Source organism: Micromonospora coerulea (assembly GCF_016598485.1).
Taxonomy (GTDB): Bacteria; Actinomycetota; Actinomycetes; order Mycobacteriales; family Micromonosporaceae; genus Micromonospora; species Micromonospora coerulea.
Map to the genome: position 1 here is coordinate 288618 of NZ_JAEMUW010000004.1, position 20569 is coordinate 309186.

Sequence of the window (20569 nt, forward strand, 5' to 3'; positions counted from 1 at the left end):
GTCGTGAGGCAGATCACCGCCGGTGCGGGGCGGCGTGTCCCCGCTCGGGCCCGTTCGTCACCCGCGCGCGGATGATGAAACCGCAGGTCAGAGCTACCTTCGCCGGGTGCGGGAGTGGGTGTGTGGCTGCTGCGGGCGGTGGCGGGTCAGCGTGGAACTGATCCGTGGCCGGTACCGCTACCGGCTGGCGCACCGCTACCGGCCGGAGTTCGGCGGCGGCACCAACGTCGTCGGCGAGGTCGCCACCGTGGCCGAGCTGGCGGAGCTGCTGCGCCGGCACGCCCCGGTCGACCTGGCCGACCTGCGCGAGGCCGCCTGAGCCAGGGTCGGCTCCGCGCCGGCCGGCCGCTCGGACCCGCTGTCTGCGGGCTCAGGCGTCGCTGCGCGCGGGACTGACCAGCGACTTCTCCAGTACGGCCAACCGGATGCCGTGCGGGTCCGCCCGGTGTGCCACGATCCGGTAGCCGTGCCGGTGGTACAGCCGCAGGTTCTCCGCGCTCTCCGCGCCGGTGAACAGCGCGCACCGGTCCGCCCGCCCCGCGCAGGCCGCCTCGATCGCGGCGAGCAGCCGCCCGCCGACGCCCCGGCCCTGCTGGTCGGGGGCCACCGAGAGCCGGCCGACGTGCGCGGTGCCCCCGTCGAGCTCAGCCCGCACCGAGCCGACCAGCCGTCCACCGACCCGGGCCGCCAGCACCGTCGCCGGCCCGGCCAGCGCGGCGCGTACCTCGTCGAGGGTCTCGGTCAGCGGCGGCAGGAACAGGTCGCCGTAGCGCCGCGCCTCGACCAGGTACGCGGCGCGCTGCACGGTCAGGATCTCGCCGGCGTCCGCGACGCTGGCCGGGACGATCGCCACCCGCTCGGTCACCCGCCCAGCTCACCACAGCGGCCCGCGCCCGCGGCGGGCGGCCCGCCCACGCCGGCCGTACGCTGGCGGGGTCCGACTCGACCATGGGGGTGCGTACCGTGCCGGAGCCGACCTACCCGGACGTGGGCGCCACCCGCGCGGGGCCGCTGCCGCCCGGCTGGCGGCACGTCCGGCACCGGCTCCGGCTGCCGGACGGGTGCTTCCCGGCGGCGTCGGACGCGGTCCTCGGGTGGCGGTTGCACCGGGCAGCCGGCATCCGGATCGAGGCCGACGCGCCGCGGGCCGCCCCCGGCGTGCGGGTGGTGTCCAACCTGGGCGTCGGGCCGCTGCGGCTCGCCGCGCCCTGCGTGGTGGTCTGGGCCGAGGACGACGACCGGCGGGCCGGCTTCGGATACGGCACGCTGCCCGGTCACCCGGCACGCGGCGAGGAGGCCTTCGTGGTCACCCGGGACGACGCCGGCGCGGTCTGGTTCGAGGTGCGCGCCTTCAGTCGCCCGGACCGCTGGTCCATGCGCGCCGCGGGTCCGGTCGGCCGGGCCTTCCAGCACGGGTACGCCTGGTGGCTCGGCCGCACGCTGCGCCGCCTCTGCGCGCGTCCCTGACCCGCCGTCCCGCCTGGCGTGCCCGCCGGGTAGGCGGGCGGGAGCGGTCGGGGGGTCAGAAGCGGGCGAAGGAGCGGATCGGGGCGCGCGGGCCGTAGCGCGGGGCGTGCACGCCGCCCGCCTCCAGCAGCAGGCAGACCCGGCCCCGATGGCCGCGGAACGGCTCCAGCAGTGCGAGCATCCGGGCGTCGTCGCCGCGCGGCTCGCCGGCGAGGGCCCAGGCCACGGTGTTCGGGATGTGGTAGTCCCCGACGCTGACCGCGTCCGGGTCGCCGTACGCGATCCGCACCACCTCGGCGGCGGTCCACGGGCCGATGCCGAGGATCGCGGTGAGCCGGCGGGTGGCCTCCTCGGCGTCCGCGCAGCGTTCCAGCCGGTCGGCGGCGGCGGCCGCGCGGCGCAGCGTCTCGGCCCGCCGCTGCTCCACTCCGAACGGGTGGAAGACCCAGTACGGGGCGGCGGCCACCGCCGCCGGCTCGGGCGGCAGCAGCAGCGGCTGCACCGGTCCCGGCGCCGGCTCGCGGAAGTGTCGGACGGTGGCCGCGTACGCCCGGTAGGCCTCCTTGCCGGTGACCTTCTGCTCGAAAACGGCCCGCAGCAGCCGGGGGAAGACCTGGCCGGTGGCGGGCATCCGCAGCCCGCGGTGCTGGGCGGCCAGCCGGGCCACCACCGGGTGCGCGGCGGCGAGCTCGGCGAAGCCGGTGACGTCGTCGCGGAGCCCGGCGATCCTGTCGGCCCGCTCGACCACCCAGTCGGCGCCCGGTCCGTACCCCTCGGCGACCAGCTCGCCGGCTGCCGGCCGCAGTGCGAGGGTGGCCGGTCCGGCCGGGGTGCGGGTGGCCCACCAGAAGCTGCCGGCGGCGATCCGGGCGCACGGGTCGTACGGGCTGAAGGTGAGCGACCGCACCGAGGCGGCCAGTCGGTAGCCGGCCGGTGGGCGCAGCGTCCGGCGGGCGGCGGGTCCGGGTTCGGTCACCCCGACACTGTGCCAGGTCGGGGCGCGCGGGCCACCGGACCGTCGGTGCGGGTGAGCCGGGAGACAGTCGTCACGGCTGGCGATGCTCGGCCGAACTGGTACCCGCGGCTCATCCGGACGGATCGTCTTTCCGGACGTGAAAGGCATCTGCCTCGCAGATAAAGCTTCATATCGGCCCGGCCGTCGTTGTTAAGAGGGTGAACAGGTGATGTTGTCTCGGTGAAACCGCTGTTAACGTCTGCCTCCGCCGCTACCCGTGTGGAGGCTTCGCCGCGTAGACGCACACCGTCCGCCCGGTGGGGAGAGATCGCGGGGCGGCCCACGGGGGAGTAATGAGAGGGCGATCAGCGATGTGTGCTGGTTCTGTGTGTGTCCAGGTTCCGGATCCGGCTCGGTCGGCATCGCTCTGCCGGCCCTGACCGATGGTGGTGACGCCAGCGGTCGTCACGGCTGACGGACCGCTCCCATGATCGCTCTCCGGATCTACCGCAGCCTGCCACGGACCGTGCGGCACCGGATGCTCAACCTGCTGCCGGCGGACCGTCGGCTGCGCCTGATCCGCTCCCTCACCGGGCTGGCCGGCGCCCCGGCGCCCCGGCCGGTCGGCACCCGCATCGCCGTCCGCGACGGCGACGAGCGCCTGTCCGCGATGGTGGTCGACGACGCGACACCGGCGGAGCTGTGGCACTGCAACCTCGGCGCGGTGACCGCCGCCCTCCTGGCGGCGGGGATCGACCACTTCTGCCTGCCCAACACCGACGCGTTGCGCAGCAGCGTCGCCGTGCCCGCCGACCGGCGCGCCGCGGTCCGGGCGGCGCTGCGCTGCGCCCCGGCCCTGCGGGGCGCCCGGGTCGTCCGGGTCCGGGTCCCGGTCGACGGCGACCCGCCGCGCGACGAGGAGGTGCTACGCGTCTTCTTCCCGGTCACCGACCCCCGGGGGTCGGTGGTGCTGGGCAGCGGATTCGCCTGCGAGATCGAGTTCTGGCACCGGGACGGCGACATGCTGCGCGCCCCCCGCCACAACCCGGTGACCCACGAGGCGCCTGCCCGGGCCGTGCTGGTCAACGCCTCCGCCAGCCAGCTCAGCGACTTCATCCCGCTGCGCGACTCCCGCCGCTACCGCACCCGCCGGGACTTCACCGTGGTCGCGCCGGACCGGGTGCGGTTCCCCATCGACGCGGTCTACACCTGGGTGGACGGTGCGGACCCGGAGTGGCGGTCCCGGAAGGCCGCCGCGCTCGGCCGGCAGGCCGGGCCGGTGCACCCGGTCGCCGCGAACGACAGCCGGTACGTCAGCCGCGACGAGCTGCGGTACTCGCTGCGCTCACTGGTCAGCTACGCGCCCTGGCTGCGCCGCATCTTCCTGGTGACGGACAACCAGCTCCCCGCCTGGCTCGACCCCGACCACCCGATGATCACCGTGGTCTCCCACGCCGACATCCTCGGCCCGGTCGGCCAGCTCCCGTCGTTCAACTCGCACGCCATCGAGGCGCGGCTGCACCGGATCCCCGGCCTGGCGGAGCACTTCCTCTACTTCAACGACGACGTGTTCCTCGGCCGGCCGCTGCTGCCACAGACCTTCTTCCACGCCAACGGCATCGCGAAGTTCTTCATGTCACCCGCCCAGTACGGTCTCGGCGATCCCACGGCCGACGACGCCCCGGTCAACGCCGCCGGGAAGAACAACCGGCGGCAGATCAACCGGATGTTCGGGGTGACGGTCCTGCAGAAGATGAAGCACACCCCGTTCTCGCTGCGGCGCAGCGTCCTGGAGCACATCGAGTCGGTGCTGCCCGAGCAGATCGCCGCTACCATCGGCCACCAGTTCCGGCACCGCGACGACCTCGCCGTGCCGTCCTCGCTGCACCACTACTGGGCCTACTCGATCGGTCAGGCCGTGCCGGGCACGATCGACTACGAGTACGCCGACCTCGGGCACCCGTCCACGCCGGCCCGGCTCACCGAACTGCTCCGCCACCGGCACCGCGACGTGTTCTGCCTCAACGACACTGACTCCGACCCCCGGGCGGTGGCGGAGCAGGAGCAGATGCTGGCCGACTTCCTCCCGCGCTACCTGCCCTTCCCGGCGCCGTTCGAGCTGCCGGAGGAGATGGTGGCCGAGCGCCGCACCGTCGGCGCGACCGCGTTGTGGCGGCAGGCCCGGGGCACCGCCGGGCTGGGGTCGCAGGTGGACGCGCCGACCGTGCCCACGCTCCGGGTCGGCCCGCAGGTGGACGCGCCCACCGTGCCATCCCGCCGCCTCGGTGTGCCACTCGCCGCCGACCACGGAACCAGCGCGCCGTCCGGCGCGGAACCCGCCATCAGACTGGGAGAGCGACGAGATGCCTGATCGCCTGGAATGGGCGGCACCGCTGCTCGCCCTCGGTCGCCGGGCCGCCGGCCGGCCACGCGGCGCCCGTAAGTCCACCCCGGTCGGCTCGCCGCGGTCGATGGCGATCATGGCGCACCAGGACGACGACCTCTACTTCCTCAATCCGCTGCTGGTCAACCAGTTGCGCAGCAGCGAGGAACACCTGACGGTCTGCCTGACCGCCGGTGAGGCCGACGGCCGCAACGCGCCGGACGGCACCCCGGAGAACGCCGCCACCCCGGTCGACTTCGAGTCCTTCGCCGCCGCCCGGTACAACGGGCTGCGCTGCGCGTACGCCGACATGGTCCTGGGTGACCGGGACGCCAAGTGGCGCCGCGAGGTGACCACCCTGGCCGGTGGCGCCGAGGCGGACGTGTCGATCCTGGTCGACGCGCCGCACATCCGGCTGGTCGCGCTCAACCTGTGGGCCACGGCCCCGGCCGGTTCGGCTCCGGGCGCCGGGTCGCTGCCCGGGCTGTGGACCGGCCGGGCGGAGTCGAACCCGACGATGATCCCGCTCGGCTCGCCGGTGCCGGAGGTGCACAGCTACACCCGGGAGAGCCTGATCGAGTCGCTGGTGCTGCTGCTGGAGCGGTTCGCCCCGACGCTGGTCTGGACGATGGACCCGGACCCGGACCCGCAGGTCCACGACCGCGCCAACCCTCGGCACGCGGACGCCGAGGGCTACTCCGACCACAGCTTCCACACGGCCACCGGCCTGTTCACCCACGAGGCCCTCACCCGTTGGTTCGCGGCCGGGGGCGGCCGCCGGACGTCGGTCGAGGCGTTCCGTGGCTACTACGTCCGGCGCTGGCCGTCCAACCTCAGCCCGGAGGCCCGCGCCGGCAAGCAGCGGTACAAGGACGTGTACGGCTGGGCGGACCGCCGCCCGAGCGACGATCCCGCCGGTCTGGGCGACCGGAAGGTCAGCGGCGACCTGATCGCCCAGGGCAACGCCTCCGGCACCACGCTGCGCTATCCCGGCTCGCGGTCCTGGGCCGCTCCGGGGGCCGACGGGCGGCTCTCCGCCTTCGCCGTGCGGGGCGGCCAGGTCGTGCACTGGCGGGAGGGTCGCCCCGGCGAGCTGGCCGAGAGCCGGCGGGTGCCCGGGCGCAAGCTGCTGCCGCACGTCAGCGCCGTGCCGACCGCCGACGGCGGCTGGCGCCTCTTCGCGGTGCGGCAGGGGCTGACCGCCGACCCGGACCGGCACCGGCGGGACCTGTGGACCATCCTGCTGCCGGCCTCCGGCGACTACCGCGAGGTGCGCTGGGAGTCGCTGGGCAACCCGAACGAGGGCAGTGCACCGGCGAAGCGGCGGAACATCGGGATGCCGCAGGCCGTCCCGCTGCCCGGCGGCCGGCTGCTGGTGGTCACCAGGAACGCGGGCAAGGGCCTGAGCGGGCGGCTGCACGACGGTGCGGCCTGGACGCCGTGGCACGACCTCGGCGGCCGGGAGACCCAGGACGGCCTGACCGCGGTGGCCCTGGACGACGGCTCGGTCGAGGTGCTCGCCGCGGGGCGCCACGGCATCGCCCGCTGGCTGGTCGACACCACGGAACTCACCGCCGACTTCTCGGTGGTGCGCACCGAGGCGCCCGCGGGCCCACCCACCGTGGTGCGGCTTCCCGACGGCGGCCGGATGATGTTCTGCCGGTGCCGGGACTCGGCGTCGACGGTGTCGTTCCGCACCCGGGACGACGGCCGCACCTGGGATCCCGCCAGCCTCACCGACCTGGGCGGGCACGGCGGGCCGGGCCCGATGGCCGCCCGCTACGTGCCGGACGCCGGCGCGGTGCTGCTCGCCGTCCGAAACGACGACTCGGCCACGAGCCTGATCTGGGTGCGGCCCGACGGTCGGCCGCGCGGCCCGTGGCTGCGGGAGCCCACCCCGATCGCCGGCAGCCACGCCGTGTCGGTCGACTCGGCCGGCCGGTCGCTAGTGCTGGCGGTCTCCGCCGCCGGCGGCCTGCTCGCCCTGCCGGTGACGCGCTCGGCGTCGTCGCTGACCTCGACGAAGGAAGTACCGTGAACCACGCATCCCCCGCCCCGGAGACGATCGCGGCCCCTCCGGTGCCCGGACCGGGCGGCGGGACCGGCCCGTCCACCGCGGCCGGTGAGCCGGACGACGTCCGCGAGGTGCTGGTGGACGGCGGACGCCGCCGCGCCCACGTGCACGCCGCCCTCACCCCGCTGCTGGCCCGCCAGCTCAACCTCACCGCGGTGACGGGGGCGTTGGAGGCGCACGGCGTCGACCACTTCGTGGTCCGTGGCATGGATGACCGGACGCCGGTGGTGGGGGTCGGGGAGGAGGACCGGGTCGCCGCGCTCGGCGCCCTGGAGAAGCTCGGCACGGCGGCCACCTGTTACGTCAGCCAGGTGCTGCCCAAGCCGCCGATCATCAGCGCGCTGCGGGATGCCGCCGACCCGGCGGCCTGGGCGGACCTGCAGCGGGCCCGGGCACTCAAGCTGACCTGGTTCCGGGTCGACCCGACGGCGCGGCTGGTCCTCGGCGCCGCGTACGGGTGCGAGGTCGAGTTCTGGCGGCCGGACCGTAAGGCCGACGTGCTCCGCGCGCCGCGGCGCAACCGGATGATGCCCGCGGTCTCGATGGCCGGCGTGCCGGTGGAAGCCAGCGAGCACCGGTTCACCCGGCTGGCCTCGGCGGCGAAACCGGGGCGGAGCTTCCGGACGAGGCCGGAGTTCGACCATCTGCTCCCGGACGACATCGACTTCCCGATCGACGTGGTCTACACCTGGGTGGACGGCGCCGACCAGGAGTGGCAGCGCCGCCGGGCCGACCTGAAGGGCGAGGCGTTCCACGCCGAGGCCGACAGCGAGTCGCGGTACATCAACCGGGACGAGTTGAAGTACTCCCTGCGCTCGCTGCACCTCAACGCGCCCTGGGTCCGTAACGTCTACCTCGTGACCGACCGGCAGCGGCCGGCGTGGCTGGACCTGAGCGCGGGGAACGTCTTCCTCGTCAACCACGACGAGATCTTCACCGATCGGGATGCGCTGCCGACGTTCAACTCGTGCGCGATCGAGAGTCAGCTGCACAACATCGACGGCCTGGCCGAGCACTTCCTCTACCTGAACGACGACATGTTCTTCGGCCGGCCGCTGGCGCCCCAGACGTTCTTCCTGGCCAACGGGAACACCAAGTTCTTCCTGTCCCAGAACCGGATCCCGCTCGGCCCGATCACCAGCCTCGACAGCCCGGTCGACGCGATGATCAAGAACAACCGGCGGCTGGTCGAGGAGCGGTTCGGCCGTACCCTCACCCAGGGCAGCCAGCACGTGCCCTACCCGCTGCGCCGCAGCATCCTCGCCGAGATCGAGCGGGAGTTCCCGGCGGAGCACGCCGCGACGGTGCGCAGCCGGTTCCGCAGCGCCACCGACCTCACCATCACCTACTCCCTGCACCACTACTACGCGTTCCTGACCGGGCGGGCCCTGCCCGGGCACGTCAACTACGGCTACGTGCAACTCGCGGTGCCGGATCTCGTCGCCCGGCTGAAGCGGGCCGAGGCCCGGCGGGACTGGGACACCTTCTGCATCAACGACGCGTTCTCCACGTACGCGCAGCTCCAGCAGCAGATGGCCGTCCTGGAGCCGTTCCTCGAGGCGTACTTCCCGGTGCCCAGCCCGTACGAGTTGGCGGGCCCACGGTGAAGTTCTCCTTCCTCATCCACAACTTCTACGGGGTGGGTGGCACCAACCGGGCCCTGCTGAACCTGGCCACCGCGCTGGTCGAGGCCGGCCACCAGGTCGAGGTCGCGTCGGTGTTCCGCCGGCTGGACCGGACCATGTTCGACGTCGACCGGCGCATCGCGGTGGTGCCGCTGGTCGACACCCGGCCCCGCCGGCCGGACCGGACCAACCCGCGGCACCGGGAACCGTCGACGCTGATCCCGGAGACCGAGGAGCTGCACCTCGCGTACAGCCGGCTGACGGACGAGCGGATCATCGGCTACCTGCGGTCCACCGACGCCGACGTGGTGGTGGGTACCCGGCCGGGGCTCAACCTCGCCGTGGCCCGGTACGCCCCGGAGCACGCCGTGCGGGTGGCCCAGGAACACATGACCCAGGACCTGATCGACGACGCGGTGAAGGCCGAGATCCGCCGGCACTACCCGCGGATCGACCTCGCGTACACGGTGACCGGCGCGGACGCGGCGGCCTTCCGCTCCGACAACCCGGTGCCGGGCACCCGGATCGAGGTGCTGCCGAACAGCTCGCCCCCACCGGGGGTCCCGCCCGCCGAGGGCGACAGTCGGATCGTGGTGGCGGCCGGCCGGCTCGACCCGATCAAGCGGTACGACCGGCTGATCAGCGCCTTCGCCCGGGCGGCGGTGGACTGCCCCGGCTGGACGTTGCGGATCTACGGTGACGGCGAGCAGCGGCAGGCGCTCGCCGCGCTGATCCGGGAGCTGGGCCTCTACGACCAGGTCCGGCTGATGGGGCGCCGGGACGACATGTCGACGGAGTGGGTGAAGGGCGCCGTCGCCGCCGTCTCCTCCGAGCGGGAGTCGTTCGGCATGACGATCGTCGAGGCGATGCGGCTCGGGTTGCCGGTGGTCAGCACCGACTGTCCGGTCGGCCCGCGGGAGATCATCGAGGACGGTGCGGACGGCCTGCTGGTGCCCGGCGACGACCTCGACGGGTACGCGGCGGCGCTGCGGACGGTGATGCGCGACGACGACCTGCGCGCCCGGATGGCCAAGATGGCCGTGGCGAACTCCGCCCGCTTCGACCCCGCCCACCTCGCCGGCCGGTTCGCCGCGGACTGCGCGGAGCTGCTGGCCACCCGGCGGGCCGGGACGCCCCGGCCACGCCGGACGGCGCGCCGGACGCTTCGCGGTGGGCTGACCCGGTCGGTCCTCGCCCGGGGCGGCGGGCTGCTGCCGGAGCCGGACCTGCTGCGGGCAGTGGCGGATCCGCTGCTGGGCGCAATCGCCCGGAACGAGCTCACCCGACGGGTGAGCATCGGCGCGCTCGCGCGGCTGGCCCGGGTTCGCCGGGTCCGCGGTGCGAGCACCCGGCTGCAGAAGGCGATCCGACGGCGGGCCTCCCTCGCCGCCGACGGCCCGGTAGCGGACTGCCTGGTGCTGCCCGACCTGGGGCTGCGCTGGTCCGTCGACGCGGCGAACTGCCCGCCCGGCGGTGCGCTGGTGCTGCGCAACCGCGACACCCGCGAGGTCGTCCAGGTGCCCCTCGTCCCCTCCGCCGACGGTCCGCGGCAGCTCGCCACGCTCGACGCGGACGCGCTCTCCGAGGGCCGGTGGAACGTCCACCTGCTGGACGGCAAGGGCGTCCGGCGCCGGATGCGTCCGCAGCGGCTGGACAGCCGGATCCTCGCCGGCGGCCCGGACGACGGCGTGGTCGCCGACCGGCCCGGGCTGCGGGTGCACGTGCCCTACCGCACCACCGACGGCTTCCTCGCGGTGCGGAGCTGGGCGCGCCCGGCGCACGCCGAGGTGCGCCGGGTGGAGCTGGATGGCGAGGCGATCACCGTCGCCGCCACCTGGCACGGGCCGGGGGCCCCGGACGGCGCGGTGCTCCGGCGTCGGGGTGACCGAGCGGAGTCGTTGGCCCTGTCGGCCGTGCCGGCGACCGACGGCACGGTGACGATCGTGGTGCCCCTGGACGCGCTGACCGACCTCCGGCTGGGCCGGTACGAGGACTGGGACTTCTTCCTCCGCCAGCCCGCCGGCGGGGCCGAGGTCCGGCTGGGTCGGTTCCTCGACGACGTCGTCGACAAGAAGCGCACCTACAACTACCCGGAGATCCAGCTGACCCGGGAGGTCGACCTGGACCTGGTCGAGGAGGATCCGGCCCCGAGACTGCGCCTGCGCCCCTACTACACGATCGACAGCGAGCTGTCGGTCGTGGTCATCGATCGGCCGTAGCCGTGACCGCGGAGGAGACGACGGCGGGGCGGGGCCCCGCGGACCCCGCACGGTCCATCGCCGAGCCGTCCAGGTTCGTCGAGACGTACCGGCGGGTGCTCAGCCCGCGGGCGCGCCGCGCCATCGCGGCCCGGGTGAGCCCCCGCGCCCGCCACCAGGTGAAGCAGTGGGTGGCGCAGGTGTCCGGCGACAACCAGGCGGCGGCGCGCCGCGGGGAGCGGCTGGCCCGCCGCCAACCGGAACTGCTGGCCGGCGGGGACCGCGCCGTGGTGGTGGTGGACCGGCGGACGCGGGTCGCGCTGGTCCGCCCGGACGTGTCGCCCTGGTCGGCGCGGGCCGCCAACCTCGCCGCGGTGACCGCGGCGCTCGACGAGGCGGGCGTCGACCATTTCTGCGTACGCGGGCGTTCCGACCGGTCGTCGGTGGTGGCCGTCGACGCGGCGGACCGGGACCGGGTGTACGCCGCCCTCGCCGCGGCGTGCCGCCGGGTGCCCGGGTACGTCGCCGCGGTGGCCGGGGGCGGGGAGTCACGCTCCGCGCCGGGGTTCGAGCCGCAGGTGTGGCGTCGGCTGCGGGACGCCGATGTGCTGCGGTTGACCTGGTACTGGACGGACCCGCGGCAACGGCTGGTGCTCGGCGCGGCGTACGGCTGCGAAATCGAGTTCTGGACGCGGCACGAGGACCGGCTGGTCGCGCCGCGGCGGAACCTGGTGGCGGAGCAGGTGCCGGCGGTTGCGGCGGGGGTCGATGCGCCCGCGGAGCTGTTCACCGCGCTCGGGCCGGCCGTCCCGACGGTGCGGGTCCGGACCCGTCCGGAGTTCGCGATCCGGCGCCCCGACGACGTGACGTTCCCGGTCGACGTGGTCTACACCTGGGTGGACGGCGCAGACCCGGCGTGGCTGCGCCGGCGCGCCGAGGTTGCCGGCGTCCCGTACCACGCCGAGTCGGCGAGCGCCGCCCGGTTCCTCAGCCGGGACGAGCTGCGCTACTCGCTGCGCTCGCTGCACACGTACGCCCCGTGGGTGCGTACCGTCCATCTGGTCACCGACGACCAGGTCCCGGCCTGGTTGGACGTGGACGCCCCGGGGCTGCGGGTCGTCAGCCACCGGGAGATCTTCCGCGATCCGTCTCTGCTGCCGACCTTCAACTCGCACGCCATTGAGAGCCAGCTGCACCACATCGACGGACTGTCGGAGAACTTCCTCTACTTCAACGACGACGTCTTCCTCGGCCGCGAGGTCACCCCGAAGGACTTCTTCCTGGCCAACGGCATCACGAAGTTCTTCCCCTCGCCGGCGCTGGTGCCGCCGGGTCTGCCGTCGGTGGACGACATCCCGGCGTCGGCGGCCGGCAAGAACAACCGGCGGTTGATCGCGGAGCGGTTCGGCACGGTCCTCACCCAGAAGATGAAGCACATGCCGCACGCGCTGCGGCGCAGCGTGCTGGCCGAGATCGAGGAGGAGTTCGCGGCCGAGCACCACGCCACCGCCGGCAACCGCTTCCGCAGCGTGGCGGACATCTCGGTCGCCTCGTCGCTGCACCATTACTACGCGTTCCACACCGGTCGGGCGGTCCCGGGGGAGTTGGAATACAGCATCGCCGAGCTGTCCCATCCCGACACGCCGGCGCGCCTCGCGCACCTGCTCGCGCGCCGGGACCGGCACGTCTTCTGCCTCAACGACGCGTACTCCACGCAGGAGGATCTGGCCGCCCAGGTGGCGGTGCTGGTCCCCTTCCTGGACACCTACTTTCCGGTGCCCAGTCCGTGGGAGAAGGGCTGACGGTCAGGCGGTACGCGCCACCGCGGCGCCGGCCCGGTGGGGCCGGCGCCGCAGCCGGAACGCGGGGCGTTGCCGGTACGCCCGGCGTCCGGGTCCATGACGGTGGCCGGCCGCGCCCTCCCCGGCTGCGACCGGCCACCGTGTCCGTGCGGCGCGGGATCAGTACGAGTACCCCGAGCTGCCGCCGTCGGAGCCGCCCGAGTCGCCCGACGCGGGCGGGGCGACCGCCTTCGGGGTGCCGGTGGGCAGGCAGGTCAGGTTCTTCTTGCCGTTCGGGTCGACCACGAACCAGGTGCCGCCGACCCCCTGGCCCTTCCACTGACCGGGCTTCTTGTCGCCGATGTATCGGTAGACCGGCCAGCCGCCGATGGTGATCTGCCGGGTGCCGTCCTGGCGGGTGACGGTACCGACCTTGTCGTCGGAGACGCCCTGCAGCTGCGGGTTGCCGTCGGTCAGCGCGGGCGGCCAGACCTGGGCGCACTTGTCCACGCAGTTGGACGACGGCGGGTCAGCGGAGTCCTTGTCGAAGCGGTAGAGGACCCAGCCGTCCTGGTCGGTCACCACCTGACCCATCCGGGGCAGCTTCTTGCCGACCAGCTGGTCGGTGAGCCGGACGTCCGCGGGGGGCGCCTGGTCGTCGGTGGGGGCGTCCGCGGTGGCGGAGGCCTCCGGTTCGGCCGCCGCGGTGGGCTCGGCCGCGGCGACGGCGACCGGCTCGGCCGCGCTCGAGTTCGCCCCGTCGTAACCCGCGGGAGCGCAGGCCGTTAGTGCGACCATCGCGCTCGCGACGATGACGGTCGTCCGCTTCAGGTGTGCCACGTGCCCTCCTCATTCTTGGCAGTTCACCGGGTAGTACGGGTGGTTCGCTGTCAAGGTTGAAGAGGAGAAGGTGCTCCATTTCACAGTGGATGGATTGAACCGCTCCGCGCGCGGGCGCGTGGGGGAGCACGTCGGGACCACCGCGGGCGGGCACGTCGAAGCGGCGCCGGGCGATGTCGCTGCCCGGCGCCGCTGTCGGAGCGGATCAGAAGTCGGCCACCGTCACCAGCGGGCTGGCGATTCCGTTGACGTCCACCGACTGCACCTGGATCTTCGCGATGTCACCCTGGCTGGCCGAGGTGGAGGCGCTCAGTTCCAGCGGCAGCTGGTTGAGGTTGGTCCCGTAGCCGCCCCCCGGCACCGACCAGGTGGACACCACCTCGCTGGTCTTGTTCTTCCGGACCACCACCAGCCGGCAGGTCCGCGGCCCGGGCAGCCTGGTCAGCTGGACGCTGATCTGCGTGCCGTACTCCTTTTCGGCCAGCCACATCATGGTCTGCACACCGGTGCCCGGGTCGGTGGCGTCGTGCGCCACGCCCTCGACCGGCTCCCTGTCGCCGCCGAATCCGTTCCCCGACCTGGTCGGGCCGGGCGACGGCGGGCCGGTGACCGGGGCGGTCAGGGTCGGTTCGGCCTGCGGGATGCGATCGTCGCCGTTGTCCACGAAGCCGGCGATGCCGACGCCGCTCAGGCCGCCGAAGACCACCACGGCCGCCGCCGTGGCGAGCAGCTGCTTGAACCGGGTCCGCCGGCGGTGCTGCCGCACCGCCACCAGCGTCCGGTCCAGCAGGGCCGGGTCGGTCTGGGTCTGTTCCAGCGCGGTCATCGACTCGCCGTCGATGCCGGCGAGCATCCCCACCACGGGGACCATCGTCTCCAGCTCCGCGGCGCACGCCCAGCAGGTGGCGAGGTGCTCCTCGAACCGTTCGGCGTCCTGCTGGTCCAGCACGCCGAGCGCGTACGCGGCCACGTCCATGTGGTCTGCCCGGCTCATTCCGTCACCCCCCGTTCCTGCAGAGCCGTGCGCAGCGCGCGCAGCGCGTAGTAGACGCGCGACTTGGCGGTGCCGAGCGGAAGGCCCAGCTCCTCGGCCGCCTCCGGCACCGTACGGCCCCGGAAGTACGTCGCCACCAGGATCTCCCGGTGCGACTGGCTCAGGGTACGCAGTGCGTCGGCGACCGTCATCGTGCGCAGCACCCGGTCCGTGCTGTCCGCCTCGGCGAACGCGGTGAGGTCCCGGTCGTACGTCTCCGCCGGGCGGGCCTGCTCGCTGCGGTGCTCGTCGATGGCGATCCGCCGGGCCACCGTGACCAGCCACGGCCGCAGCGACCCCTGCCCCTGCACGCCCAGCCGGTGCGCGTTGCGCCAGGCCCGCAGCAGCGTCTCCTGCACGATGTCCTCGGCGCGCTGCCGGTCGCCGCCGGTCAACCGCATCACGAACATCAACAGTGGACCGGCGTGCTCCGCGTACAGCAGCCGGATCAACTGGTCGGAATGACTGGCCTCGGTGGGCGTCGCCTGGTGACGTCCGGGCGCCGGTCGCGGCGTCACCGGGTCATTCTGGCGATCGGCGGGTCGCACGTCGACCCCGCGGCCCGCCCTCGACGCACGCGACTGGGGCTGTGCCCGGGCGAACATCCACTCGGGCCGCGCCATATCGCCGTGCCAGCCGGCCGCCACCGCATGCATGCAGACCTCCGGGTGTCCGATGACATCAGCCGGCCCCCACGGGCATGGCCGCCCGGTGGTACGGAGCGGTCCGCTCAGCGGATCAACGACGCACGGAAAAAATTCCGGGCGGGGGTGGGGTGGAGTCGGTGGCGTCGGCGTCCCGGACCACCGGCGCGCCGGAGGCGAACCGGTCCAGTTCGTCGCCGGCCAGCACCCGGCCCGGGAACCAGTCGCCGGCCGCCCGTCGGGTCAGCGCCGGCACCGGCGGCTCGGTCCGGCCGGCCACCAGCACCAGGTTGCCGTACCGCCGGCCGCGCAGCACCGCCGCGTCGCCGACCAGGCAGGCCCGGGGCAGCACCGAGCGGACCGTGGCGACCTGGGCGCGGGCGTGCCGCAGCGGTGGGCCGTCGGCGACGTTGGCCAGGTACCAGCCGCCCGGCCGGAGCACCCGGGCCACCTCGGCGGCGTACTCCACCGAGGTCAGGTGGGCCGGGGTGCGGGCGCCGGCGAAGACGTCCGCGACCACCACGTCGTAGCTGGCGTCCCGGCTGCTGGTCAGGGTGGCCCGGGCGTCGGCCACCCGCACCCGCAGCCGGGGGTCGGTGGGCCAGGGCAGCGCCCGCCGGACCAGCTCCACCAGCGCGCCGTCCAGCTCGGACACCCGCTGGGTCGAGCCGGGCCGGGTGGCGCTGACGTACCGGGGCAGGGTCAGCGCGCCGCCGCCGAGGTGCAGCACCCGCAGCGGGGCGCCGGCCGGGGCGATCAGGTCCACCGCGGCGGCCAACCGCCGGACGTACTCGAACTCCAGGTGCGTGGGATCGGTGAGGTCCACATGGGACTGCGGGGCGCCGTCGAGCAGCAGCGTCCAGGAACCCGGCCGGTCCGGATCCGGCACCAGCTCGGCCAGCCCGGTGTCGACCTGCTCGGTCACCCGGTCGGCGTCGCGTCGGCGGCCCATCAGCGCCGGATCCCGCGCGCCGCCGCGATCAGCACCCGGTGCAGCAGGCGCGCGTCGCCGAGCAGCCCGCGCAGCTTGCGTTCCAGCCCGGCGATGGGGACGAGGTTCTGCGGGGCGCGCGGGTCCTTGTACGGGGTGGAGGCGAACCGGGGCAGGGTGACCAGCGAGAGATCGGCCAGGCCGATCGCCTCCGCCTCGGTCAGGTCGGCGGAGCACTCCATCCGCACGATGCCGGCCCACGGCGCGCCGGGCGCCACCGGTAGCCGCAGGTACCACGAGTACCCGCCCCAGGCGGTGCCGAGCCGGAAGACGGGGGAGCGCTCGCCCGAAGCCAACCCGGTCACCACCGCGGTCAGCCGGGCGTCCAGGTACTGGCTGTGCTGCGTCTTGATGTAGCCCAGCGTGCGCGGCAGCTGCCGGCGGCTGCGCAGTGGACCGTCGACCACCAACAGGTCGCCGTCGACCCGGGCGGCGTCGGAGACCGCCACCTCCAGCGCGGTCAGCGGGCCCTGCACCGCCGCCGGGAGCTTGCTCAGCTCGCCGGTGCCGCCGACCCGGTGCACCGGGTAGTGGATCCGTCCGGCCACCACGTCCTGCGCGGACGGGCTGGCGGTGAACAGACCCCGGCCCACCCGGGCACCGGCCAGTTCCGCCGCGCCCCGCTCCAGGTCGCAGCGGACCACCCCGGCCGCGTACGAGGCGGCGATGCCGGGGAACGACCCGCCGTCCTCCTCGGCCGTCCAGACGCTGGCGTCGATCCGGCGTACCCCGTCGACCAGCAGCACCACCGCCGGGGCGGGCACGTCGCGCCGGGCCCCGATCGCCCGCCAGTCCGCCGCCGGCAGCTCCACGTCCGGGTCGACCTGAGCGCTGCTCGGCGCCGCCGGGCCGCCGGCCGACGCCTCGAACGACGCCCCGTACGCCGGGTCCCACGCGTCGACGAAGAACCGGGCCGCGCTCACGCCGCCCGCCCCCGCCCCGCTCACAGGCCGGTCCGTTCGATGCGGGCCGTACGGGCGTCCTTGCGGACCTCGTAGCGGACCGGGATCCGCTCCGCGAGGGCCGGCACATGGGTGACCACGCCGACCATCCGGTCACCCCGGGCGGCCAGGCTCTCCAGCGTGGCGGCCACGGTGTCCAGCGTCGCCGCGTCCAACGTGCCGAAGCCCTCGTCGAGCACGATCGACTCCAGGCTGGCCGCGGTGGTCGACATCCCGGCCAGCTGCTCGGAGAGCGCCAGCGCCAACGCCAGCGACGCCTGGAACGTCTCCCCGCCGGAAAGGGTGCGCACGCCCCGGCGCAGCCCGGCGTCGTGGTGGTCGACCACGAAGAACTCGCCCTTGTGGTGCACCAGGTCGTACTGGCCGCCGGACAGCTCCCGCAGGATCCCCGACGCGCCGTCGACCAGCAGGTCCAACGCCTCGGTCAGCAGCCACCGCTCGAAGTTGTTGGCCCGCAGGTGCCCGGCCAGGGCCCGGGCGACCCGGGCCTCCCGCTCGTGGGCGGCCCGCTGCTCGCGGAGCTCGGCGGCGTGCTCGCGCCGTTCGACCAGGCGGCGCAGCTCGGCCTCGGCGCGTTCCACCGCCACCGCGACGGCCCGGCCCGGGTCGTCGGCGACGTCCAGCCCGGCGGCGGCGAACAGGGCGGCGATCCGCTCCTCGACGTCGCCGGCCGCCGCCTCCGCCGCGGCGACCGAGGCCACCAGCCCGGCCCGGTCGGTCCGGCGCCGGTCGGCCTGCCCGCCGGCCCACTCGGCCAGCGTGGCCCAGGCCGCGGCGACGTCGTCGCGCTCGGCGGCCGGCGGGCCGAACCGGGCGAGCCGGTCGCGGGCCGTGTCGAAGTCGCGCCACGCCCGGCGCAGCCGTTCCTCGGCGCCGTCCAGCGCGCCCCGAGCCCGCCGGGCGGCGTCCCGGCCGGCGCGCACCGCGGTCGCCGCCTCCTCCAGCGCCCGGCGCAGCCGGGCGTGCTCGTCCAGGCCCGCCCGCAGCGCGGCCGGCGTGGCCGCGTCGGCGAGCTGGTCGTCCAGCTCGACCAGCCGGGCCCGCAACTGGTCGTGTTCGGCGCGGGCGCGCAGCAGCACCCGGTCCAGCTCGCGGGCGGCGGCGTCGCGCTCCTGCACAGCCCGCTTCGCGGCCTCGCTGGCGGCCCGGGCCGCCTTCCCGGCGGCGGTGGCCCGGGCCACCGCCGACCCGGCCGGCATCGCCGGCACCCGGGGCACCACCTGCTCGCAGACCGGGCAGGGCGCGCCGTCGACCAGGTGCGCCCGCAGCGCCACGGCCTGATCGGTGGCCTTCGCCGCCTCGTGCGCCCGGAACGCCGCCTCCAGCTCCGCGTCCGCCCCCTCGGCCGCCGCCCGCGCCTCGGCGAGGGCCCGCGCCGCCGCGTCGTGCTCGGTCTGGGCCGCGGCCACCGCCGCGTGCACCGTGTCCGCCTCGGCGGTCAGCCGCTCCCGGTCGGCGTGCGCCTTCAGCAGCAGGCGCAGCGCGCTCTCGTCGCCGGCCGCGGCCAGCTCGCCGCGCAGCTTCTCCTCCCGCTCCTCAGCGAGCGCCACCGTGGCGGCGGCGTCGCCGGCGGCGGCCCGCGCCGTGGTCACCGCCCGGGCCAGCTCGGCGATCCCGTCCGGTGTCCGCACCCCGGCCAGCACCGCCAGCTCCGCGTCGAGCGCGGCCAGCGTCGCCGCCACCTCCCGCGCCGTGGCCCGGGCCCGTTCCAGCTCCGGTACGGCGACCGCCACCGCCCCGGCCAGCTCGCGCATCCGCCCGACCCGCTCCTCGGCGCCGGCCAACGTCTCGTCGTCCACGGCGGCGAGCCCGCCGAGCATCCGGTCCACGGCCTGCAGCTTCGCCTCGGCCTGCCCGGCGCGTTCGGTGGCCCGCTTCTGCACCGCCTCGTAGACGCCGAGGCCGAGCAGGTTGACCAGGATCTGCTGCCGGGTGGCCGGCTTGGCGTGCAGGAAGTCCGCGAACTGCCCCTGCGGCAGCACCACGCAGGAGGTGAACTGCTCGTACGGCAGGCCGACCGCCTCCCCGACCGCGTCCTCCATCTCGGCCGGGGTGCCGGCGATCACCTCGCCGAGGTCGTCCGGGCTGAGCCCGGTGTCGAGCTTGGTCACGTCGAAGCCGGCCGGCATGAGCTGGAGCCCGGCGTTGGCGGTCTTGACCGCGCCCCGGCCGTCCCGGCGGACCACCCGGGTGGCCACGTACCGGTCGCCGGCGGACTCGAAGACCAGCCGGACCCGGGCCTCGGTGGCCGACGGGGCGAGCGCGTTGGCCAGGCCCCGGGCGCCGCCCCAGCGGGGCACCATGCCGTAGAGGGCGAAGCAGATCGCGTCGAGGACGGTGGACTTGCCGGAGCCGGTCGGCCCGACGAGGGCGAAGAAGTCCGCGTCGGTGAAGTCGACGGTGGTCTCCTCGCGGAAGACGGTGAAGCCCGCCATGTCCAGCCGGATCGGTCGCATCAGCGTTCGGCCTCCTCGAGGAGTTCGTCGAAGAGCTCCTGGACGCCCTCGTCGGCGTGTCCACGGCTGCCCAGGTAGTCGGCGAAGAGCTCGCGCGGCGACCGGCCGGCCCGCTGCGCGGTGCGGGTGCCGCTGCCGGGGGCCGGGACCAGCTCCGGGTCGATCCGGATCTCCAGTGCGCGGGGAAGCAGGTCCTGCACCTCCTCGCGCAGCCCGGCGCGGGGCTGCTCGCGGACGTACACCCGCAGCCAGCCCTCCGGGGCGTCCAGCTCGGCCAACTGGGCCAGCGTGCCCCGCACGGTGCGTAGCGGGGTCGTCCCCGGCACCGGCACCTCGCGGATCTGGGCGGCGGTCCGGGCGGTCACCTCGACGAGGGTCACCGAGCCGACGTTCTCCTGCTCGCCGAAGTCGACGGCCAGCGGGCTGCCGCTGTAGCGCACCGGGCAGGGGCCGATGACCCGCTGGGAGCGGTGCAGGTGGCCGAGCGCCACGTAGTGCGCGTTGCCGGGGAAGACGGTGGCCGGCACGGCGTAGCCGAGGACGGTGTGCGCGTCCCGCTCGCCGCCGCCGGTGCTCGCCCCGACCACGGTCAGGTGGGCGGTGACCAGGTGCACCCGGTCGGGCTCGGTGAAGTCCGCGCAGAGCCGGGCGAGGACCCGGCCGAGGTGGTCGGCGTACGTCTGGTTGGCCTCGGCGGCGGTGAGGTCGTACATCTCCACCGCGCGGACGGCGTACCGCTGGGACAGGAACGGCAGCGCGGCGAGCTGCCAGCGCTCCCCGTCGGCGGTGACCCCGTCGATGACGTGCTCGGCCGGATTGTCCCGAACGCCGCCGCGCAGGGTGATGCCGGCCGCCTCGGCCCAGGGGCGCAGCGCGTCGAGGGCCTGGCCGTTGTCGTGGTTGCCGCCGATCGCCACCACGTCGGCGCCGGTGCGCCGCAGCGCGGTCAGCGCCCGGGTGACCAGCCGGGTCGCCTCCGGGGTGGGCGCCGCGGTGTCGTACAGGTCGCCGGCCACGATGACCAGGTCCGGCCGCTCTTGCCGGGCGATCTCGATCACCCCGGCGAGCACCTGCGTGTGCTCCTCGGCGCGGGACTGCCCCTTGAGCACCTTGCCCACGTGCCAGTCGGAGGTGTGCAGGATCTTCATGGCTGGACCACC

General features: G+C 74.8%; 16 protein-coding genes. 7 read left to right on the plus strand and 9 right to left on the minus strand.

Annotated elements, in window-relative coordinates; translation table 11 throughout:
• Positions 1 to 106: 106 nt before the first annotated feature.
• Positions 107 to 319, plus strand: a complete 213-nt coding sequence (locus I8N68_RS08035; protein WP_200209213.1) for a hypothetical protein — start codon at positions 107 to 109, stop codon at positions 317 to 319.
• A 51-nt stretch (positions 320 to 370) separates the two neighbouring features.
• On the opposite strand, the gene I8N68_RS08040 is transcribed toward I8N68_RS08035, so the two are convergent.
• The gene (locus tag I8N68_RS08040) at positions 371 to 865 is read right to left on the minus strand and encodes a GNAT family N-acetyltransferase (protein ID WP_200209214.1); all 495 of its coding nucleotides are present in this window, start codon (positions 863 to 865) and stop codon (positions 371 to 373) included.
• Between the two features lie 98 nt (positions 866 to 963).
• Between I8N68_RS08040 and I8N68_RS08045 the strand changes: the two genes are divergently transcribed.
• Positions 964 to 1467 (plus strand): DUF1990 domain-containing protein, encoded by a 504-nt coding sequence (locus I8N68_RS08045; protein WP_307812682.1) that lies wholly within the window; start codon positions 964 to 966, stop codon positions 1465 to 1467.
• A 55-nt stretch (positions 1468 to 1522) separates the two neighbouring features.
• Here I8N68_RS08045 and I8N68_RS08050 read toward each other — a convergent pair whose 3' ends face one another.
• Entirely contained in the window at positions 1523 to 2443 is a 921-nt protein-coding gene (locus I8N68_RS08050; protein ID WP_200209216.1) for a DNA-3-methyladenine glycosylase family protein, read from the minus strand.
• Between the two features lie 466 nt (positions 2444 to 2909).
• Between I8N68_RS08050 and I8N68_RS08055 the strand changes: the two genes are divergently transcribed.
• From I8N68_RS08055 to I8N68_RS08075, 5 genes are read left to right on the plus strand one after another with little or no spacing between them, the layout of a single operon-like run.
• A complete protein-coding gene (locus tag I8N68_RS08055) occupies positions 2910 to 4793 on the plus strand; it encodes a stealth family protein (protein ID WP_200209217.1) in 1884 nt (627 codons plus the stop codon).
• Positions 4786 to 6843 carry a PIG-L family deacetylase gene (locus I8N68_RS08060; protein WP_200209218.1) on the plus strand — a complete coding sequence of 686 codons (2058 nt, stop codon included), beginning with the start codon at positions 4786 to 4788 and terminating at the stop codon, positions 6841 to 6843. Before I8N68_RS08055 ends, I8N68_RS08060 begins: the two co-directional genes overlap by 8 nt.
• Positions 6840 to 8486 (plus strand): stealth family protein, encoded by a 1647-nt coding sequence (locus I8N68_RS33850; protein ID WP_200209219.1) that lies wholly within the window; start codon positions 6840 to 6842, stop codon positions 8484 to 8486. Before I8N68_RS08060 ends, I8N68_RS33850 begins: the two co-directional genes overlap by 4 nt.
• Positions 8483 to 10723 carry a glycosyltransferase family 4 protein gene (locus I8N68_RS08070; protein WP_200209220.1) on the plus strand — a complete coding sequence of 747 codons (2241 nt, stop codon included), beginning with the start codon at positions 8483 to 8485 and terminating at the stop codon, positions 10721 to 10723. Before I8N68_RS33850 ends, I8N68_RS08070 begins: the two co-directional genes overlap by 4 nt.
• Before the next feature lie 2 nt (positions 10724 to 10725).
• Positions 10726 to 12504: a stealth family protein gene (locus tag I8N68_RS08075; RefSeq protein ID WP_200209221.1), complete on the plus strand. Its 1779-nt coding sequence runs from the start codon at positions 10726 to 10728 to the stop codon at positions 12502 to 12504.
• Between the two features lie 159 nt (positions 12505 to 12663).
• On the opposite strand, the gene I8N68_RS08080 is transcribed toward I8N68_RS08075, so the two are convergent.
• The 7 genes from I8N68_RS08080 to I8N68_RS08110 all read right to left on the minus strand — a co-directional run bounded on the left by I8N68_RS08080 (position 12664) and on the right by I8N68_RS08110 (position 20557).
• Positions 12664 to 13323 carry a hypothetical protein gene (locus I8N68_RS08080; protein ID WP_200209222.1) on the minus strand — a complete coding sequence of 220 codons (660 nt, stop codon included), beginning with the start codon at positions 13321 to 13323 and terminating at the stop codon, positions 12664 to 12666.
• Positions 13324 to 13528: 205 nt separating this feature from the next.
• Entirely contained in the window at positions 13529 to 14317 is a 789-nt protein-coding gene (locus I8N68_RS08085; protein ID WP_200209223.1) for an anti-sigma factor family protein, read from the minus strand.
• Complete coding sequence (locus I8N68_RS08090) at positions 14314 to 15012, minus strand: sigma-70 family RNA polymerase sigma factor (RefSeq protein ID WP_200209224.1); 699 nt, start codon at positions 15010 to 15012, stop codon at positions 14314 to 14316. Before I8N68_RS08090 ends, I8N68_RS08085 begins: the two co-directional genes overlap by 4 nt.
• 82 nt (positions 15013 to 15094) lie before the next feature.
• Positions 15095 to 15952, minus strand: a complete 858-nt coding sequence (locus I8N68_RS08095) for a spermidine synthase (protein WP_200209225.1) — start codon at positions 15950 to 15952, stop codon at positions 15095 to 15097.
• Entirely contained in the window at positions 15952 to 16914 is a 963-nt protein-coding gene (locus tag I8N68_RS08100) for a hypothetical protein (protein WP_200209226.1), read from the minus strand. The genes I8N68_RS08095 and I8N68_RS08100 overlap by 1 nt, the downstream gene beginning before the upstream one ends.
• 20 nt (positions 16915 to 16934) lie before the next feature.
• Positions 16935 to 19409 (minus strand): AAA family ATPase, encoded by a 2475-nt coding sequence (locus I8N68_RS08105; RefSeq protein ID WP_200209227.1) that lies wholly within the window; start codon positions 19407 to 19409, stop codon positions 16935 to 16937.
• A complete protein-coding gene (locus I8N68_RS08110; protein ID WP_200209228.1) occupies positions 19409 to 20557 on the minus strand; it encodes an exonuclease SbcCD subunit D in 1149 nt (382 codons plus the stop codon). The genes I8N68_RS08105 and I8N68_RS08110 overlap by 1 nt, the downstream gene beginning before the upstream one ends.
• Positions 20558 to 20569 lie beyond the last annotated feature (12 nt).

Excerpts from the sequence above, each read along its gene's own strand:
- I8N68_RS08105 (WP_200209227.1), bottom strand. The coding sequence starts at position 19,409 with ATGCGACCGATCCGGCTGGACATGGCGGGCTTCACCGTCTTCCGCGAG.
- I8N68_RS08055 (WP_200209217.1), top strand. The coding sequence starts at position 2,910 with ATGATCGCTCTCCGGATCTACCGCAGCCTGCCACGGACCGTGCGGCAC.
- I8N68_RS08085 (WP_200209223.1), bottom strand. The coding sequence starts at position 14,317 with ATGAGCCGGGCAGACCACATGGACGTGGCCGCGTACGCGCTCGGCGTG.
- I8N68_RS08110 (WP_200209228.1), bottom strand. The coding sequence starts at position 20,557 with ATGAAGATCCTGCACACCTCCGACTGGCACGTGGGCAAGGTGCTCAAG.
- I8N68_RS08060 (WP_200209218.1), top strand. The coding sequence starts at position 4,786 with ATGCCTGATCGCCTGGAATGGGCGGCACCGCTGCTCGCCCTCGGTCGC.
- I8N68_RS08090 (WP_200209224.1), bottom strand. The coding sequence starts at position 15,012 with ATGCATGCGGTGGCGGCCGGCTGGCACGGCGATATGGCGCGGCCCGAG.
- I8N68_RS08095 (WP_200209225.1), bottom strand. The coding sequence starts at position 15,952 with ATGGGCCGCCGACGCGACGCCGACCGGGTGACCGAGCAGGTCGACACC.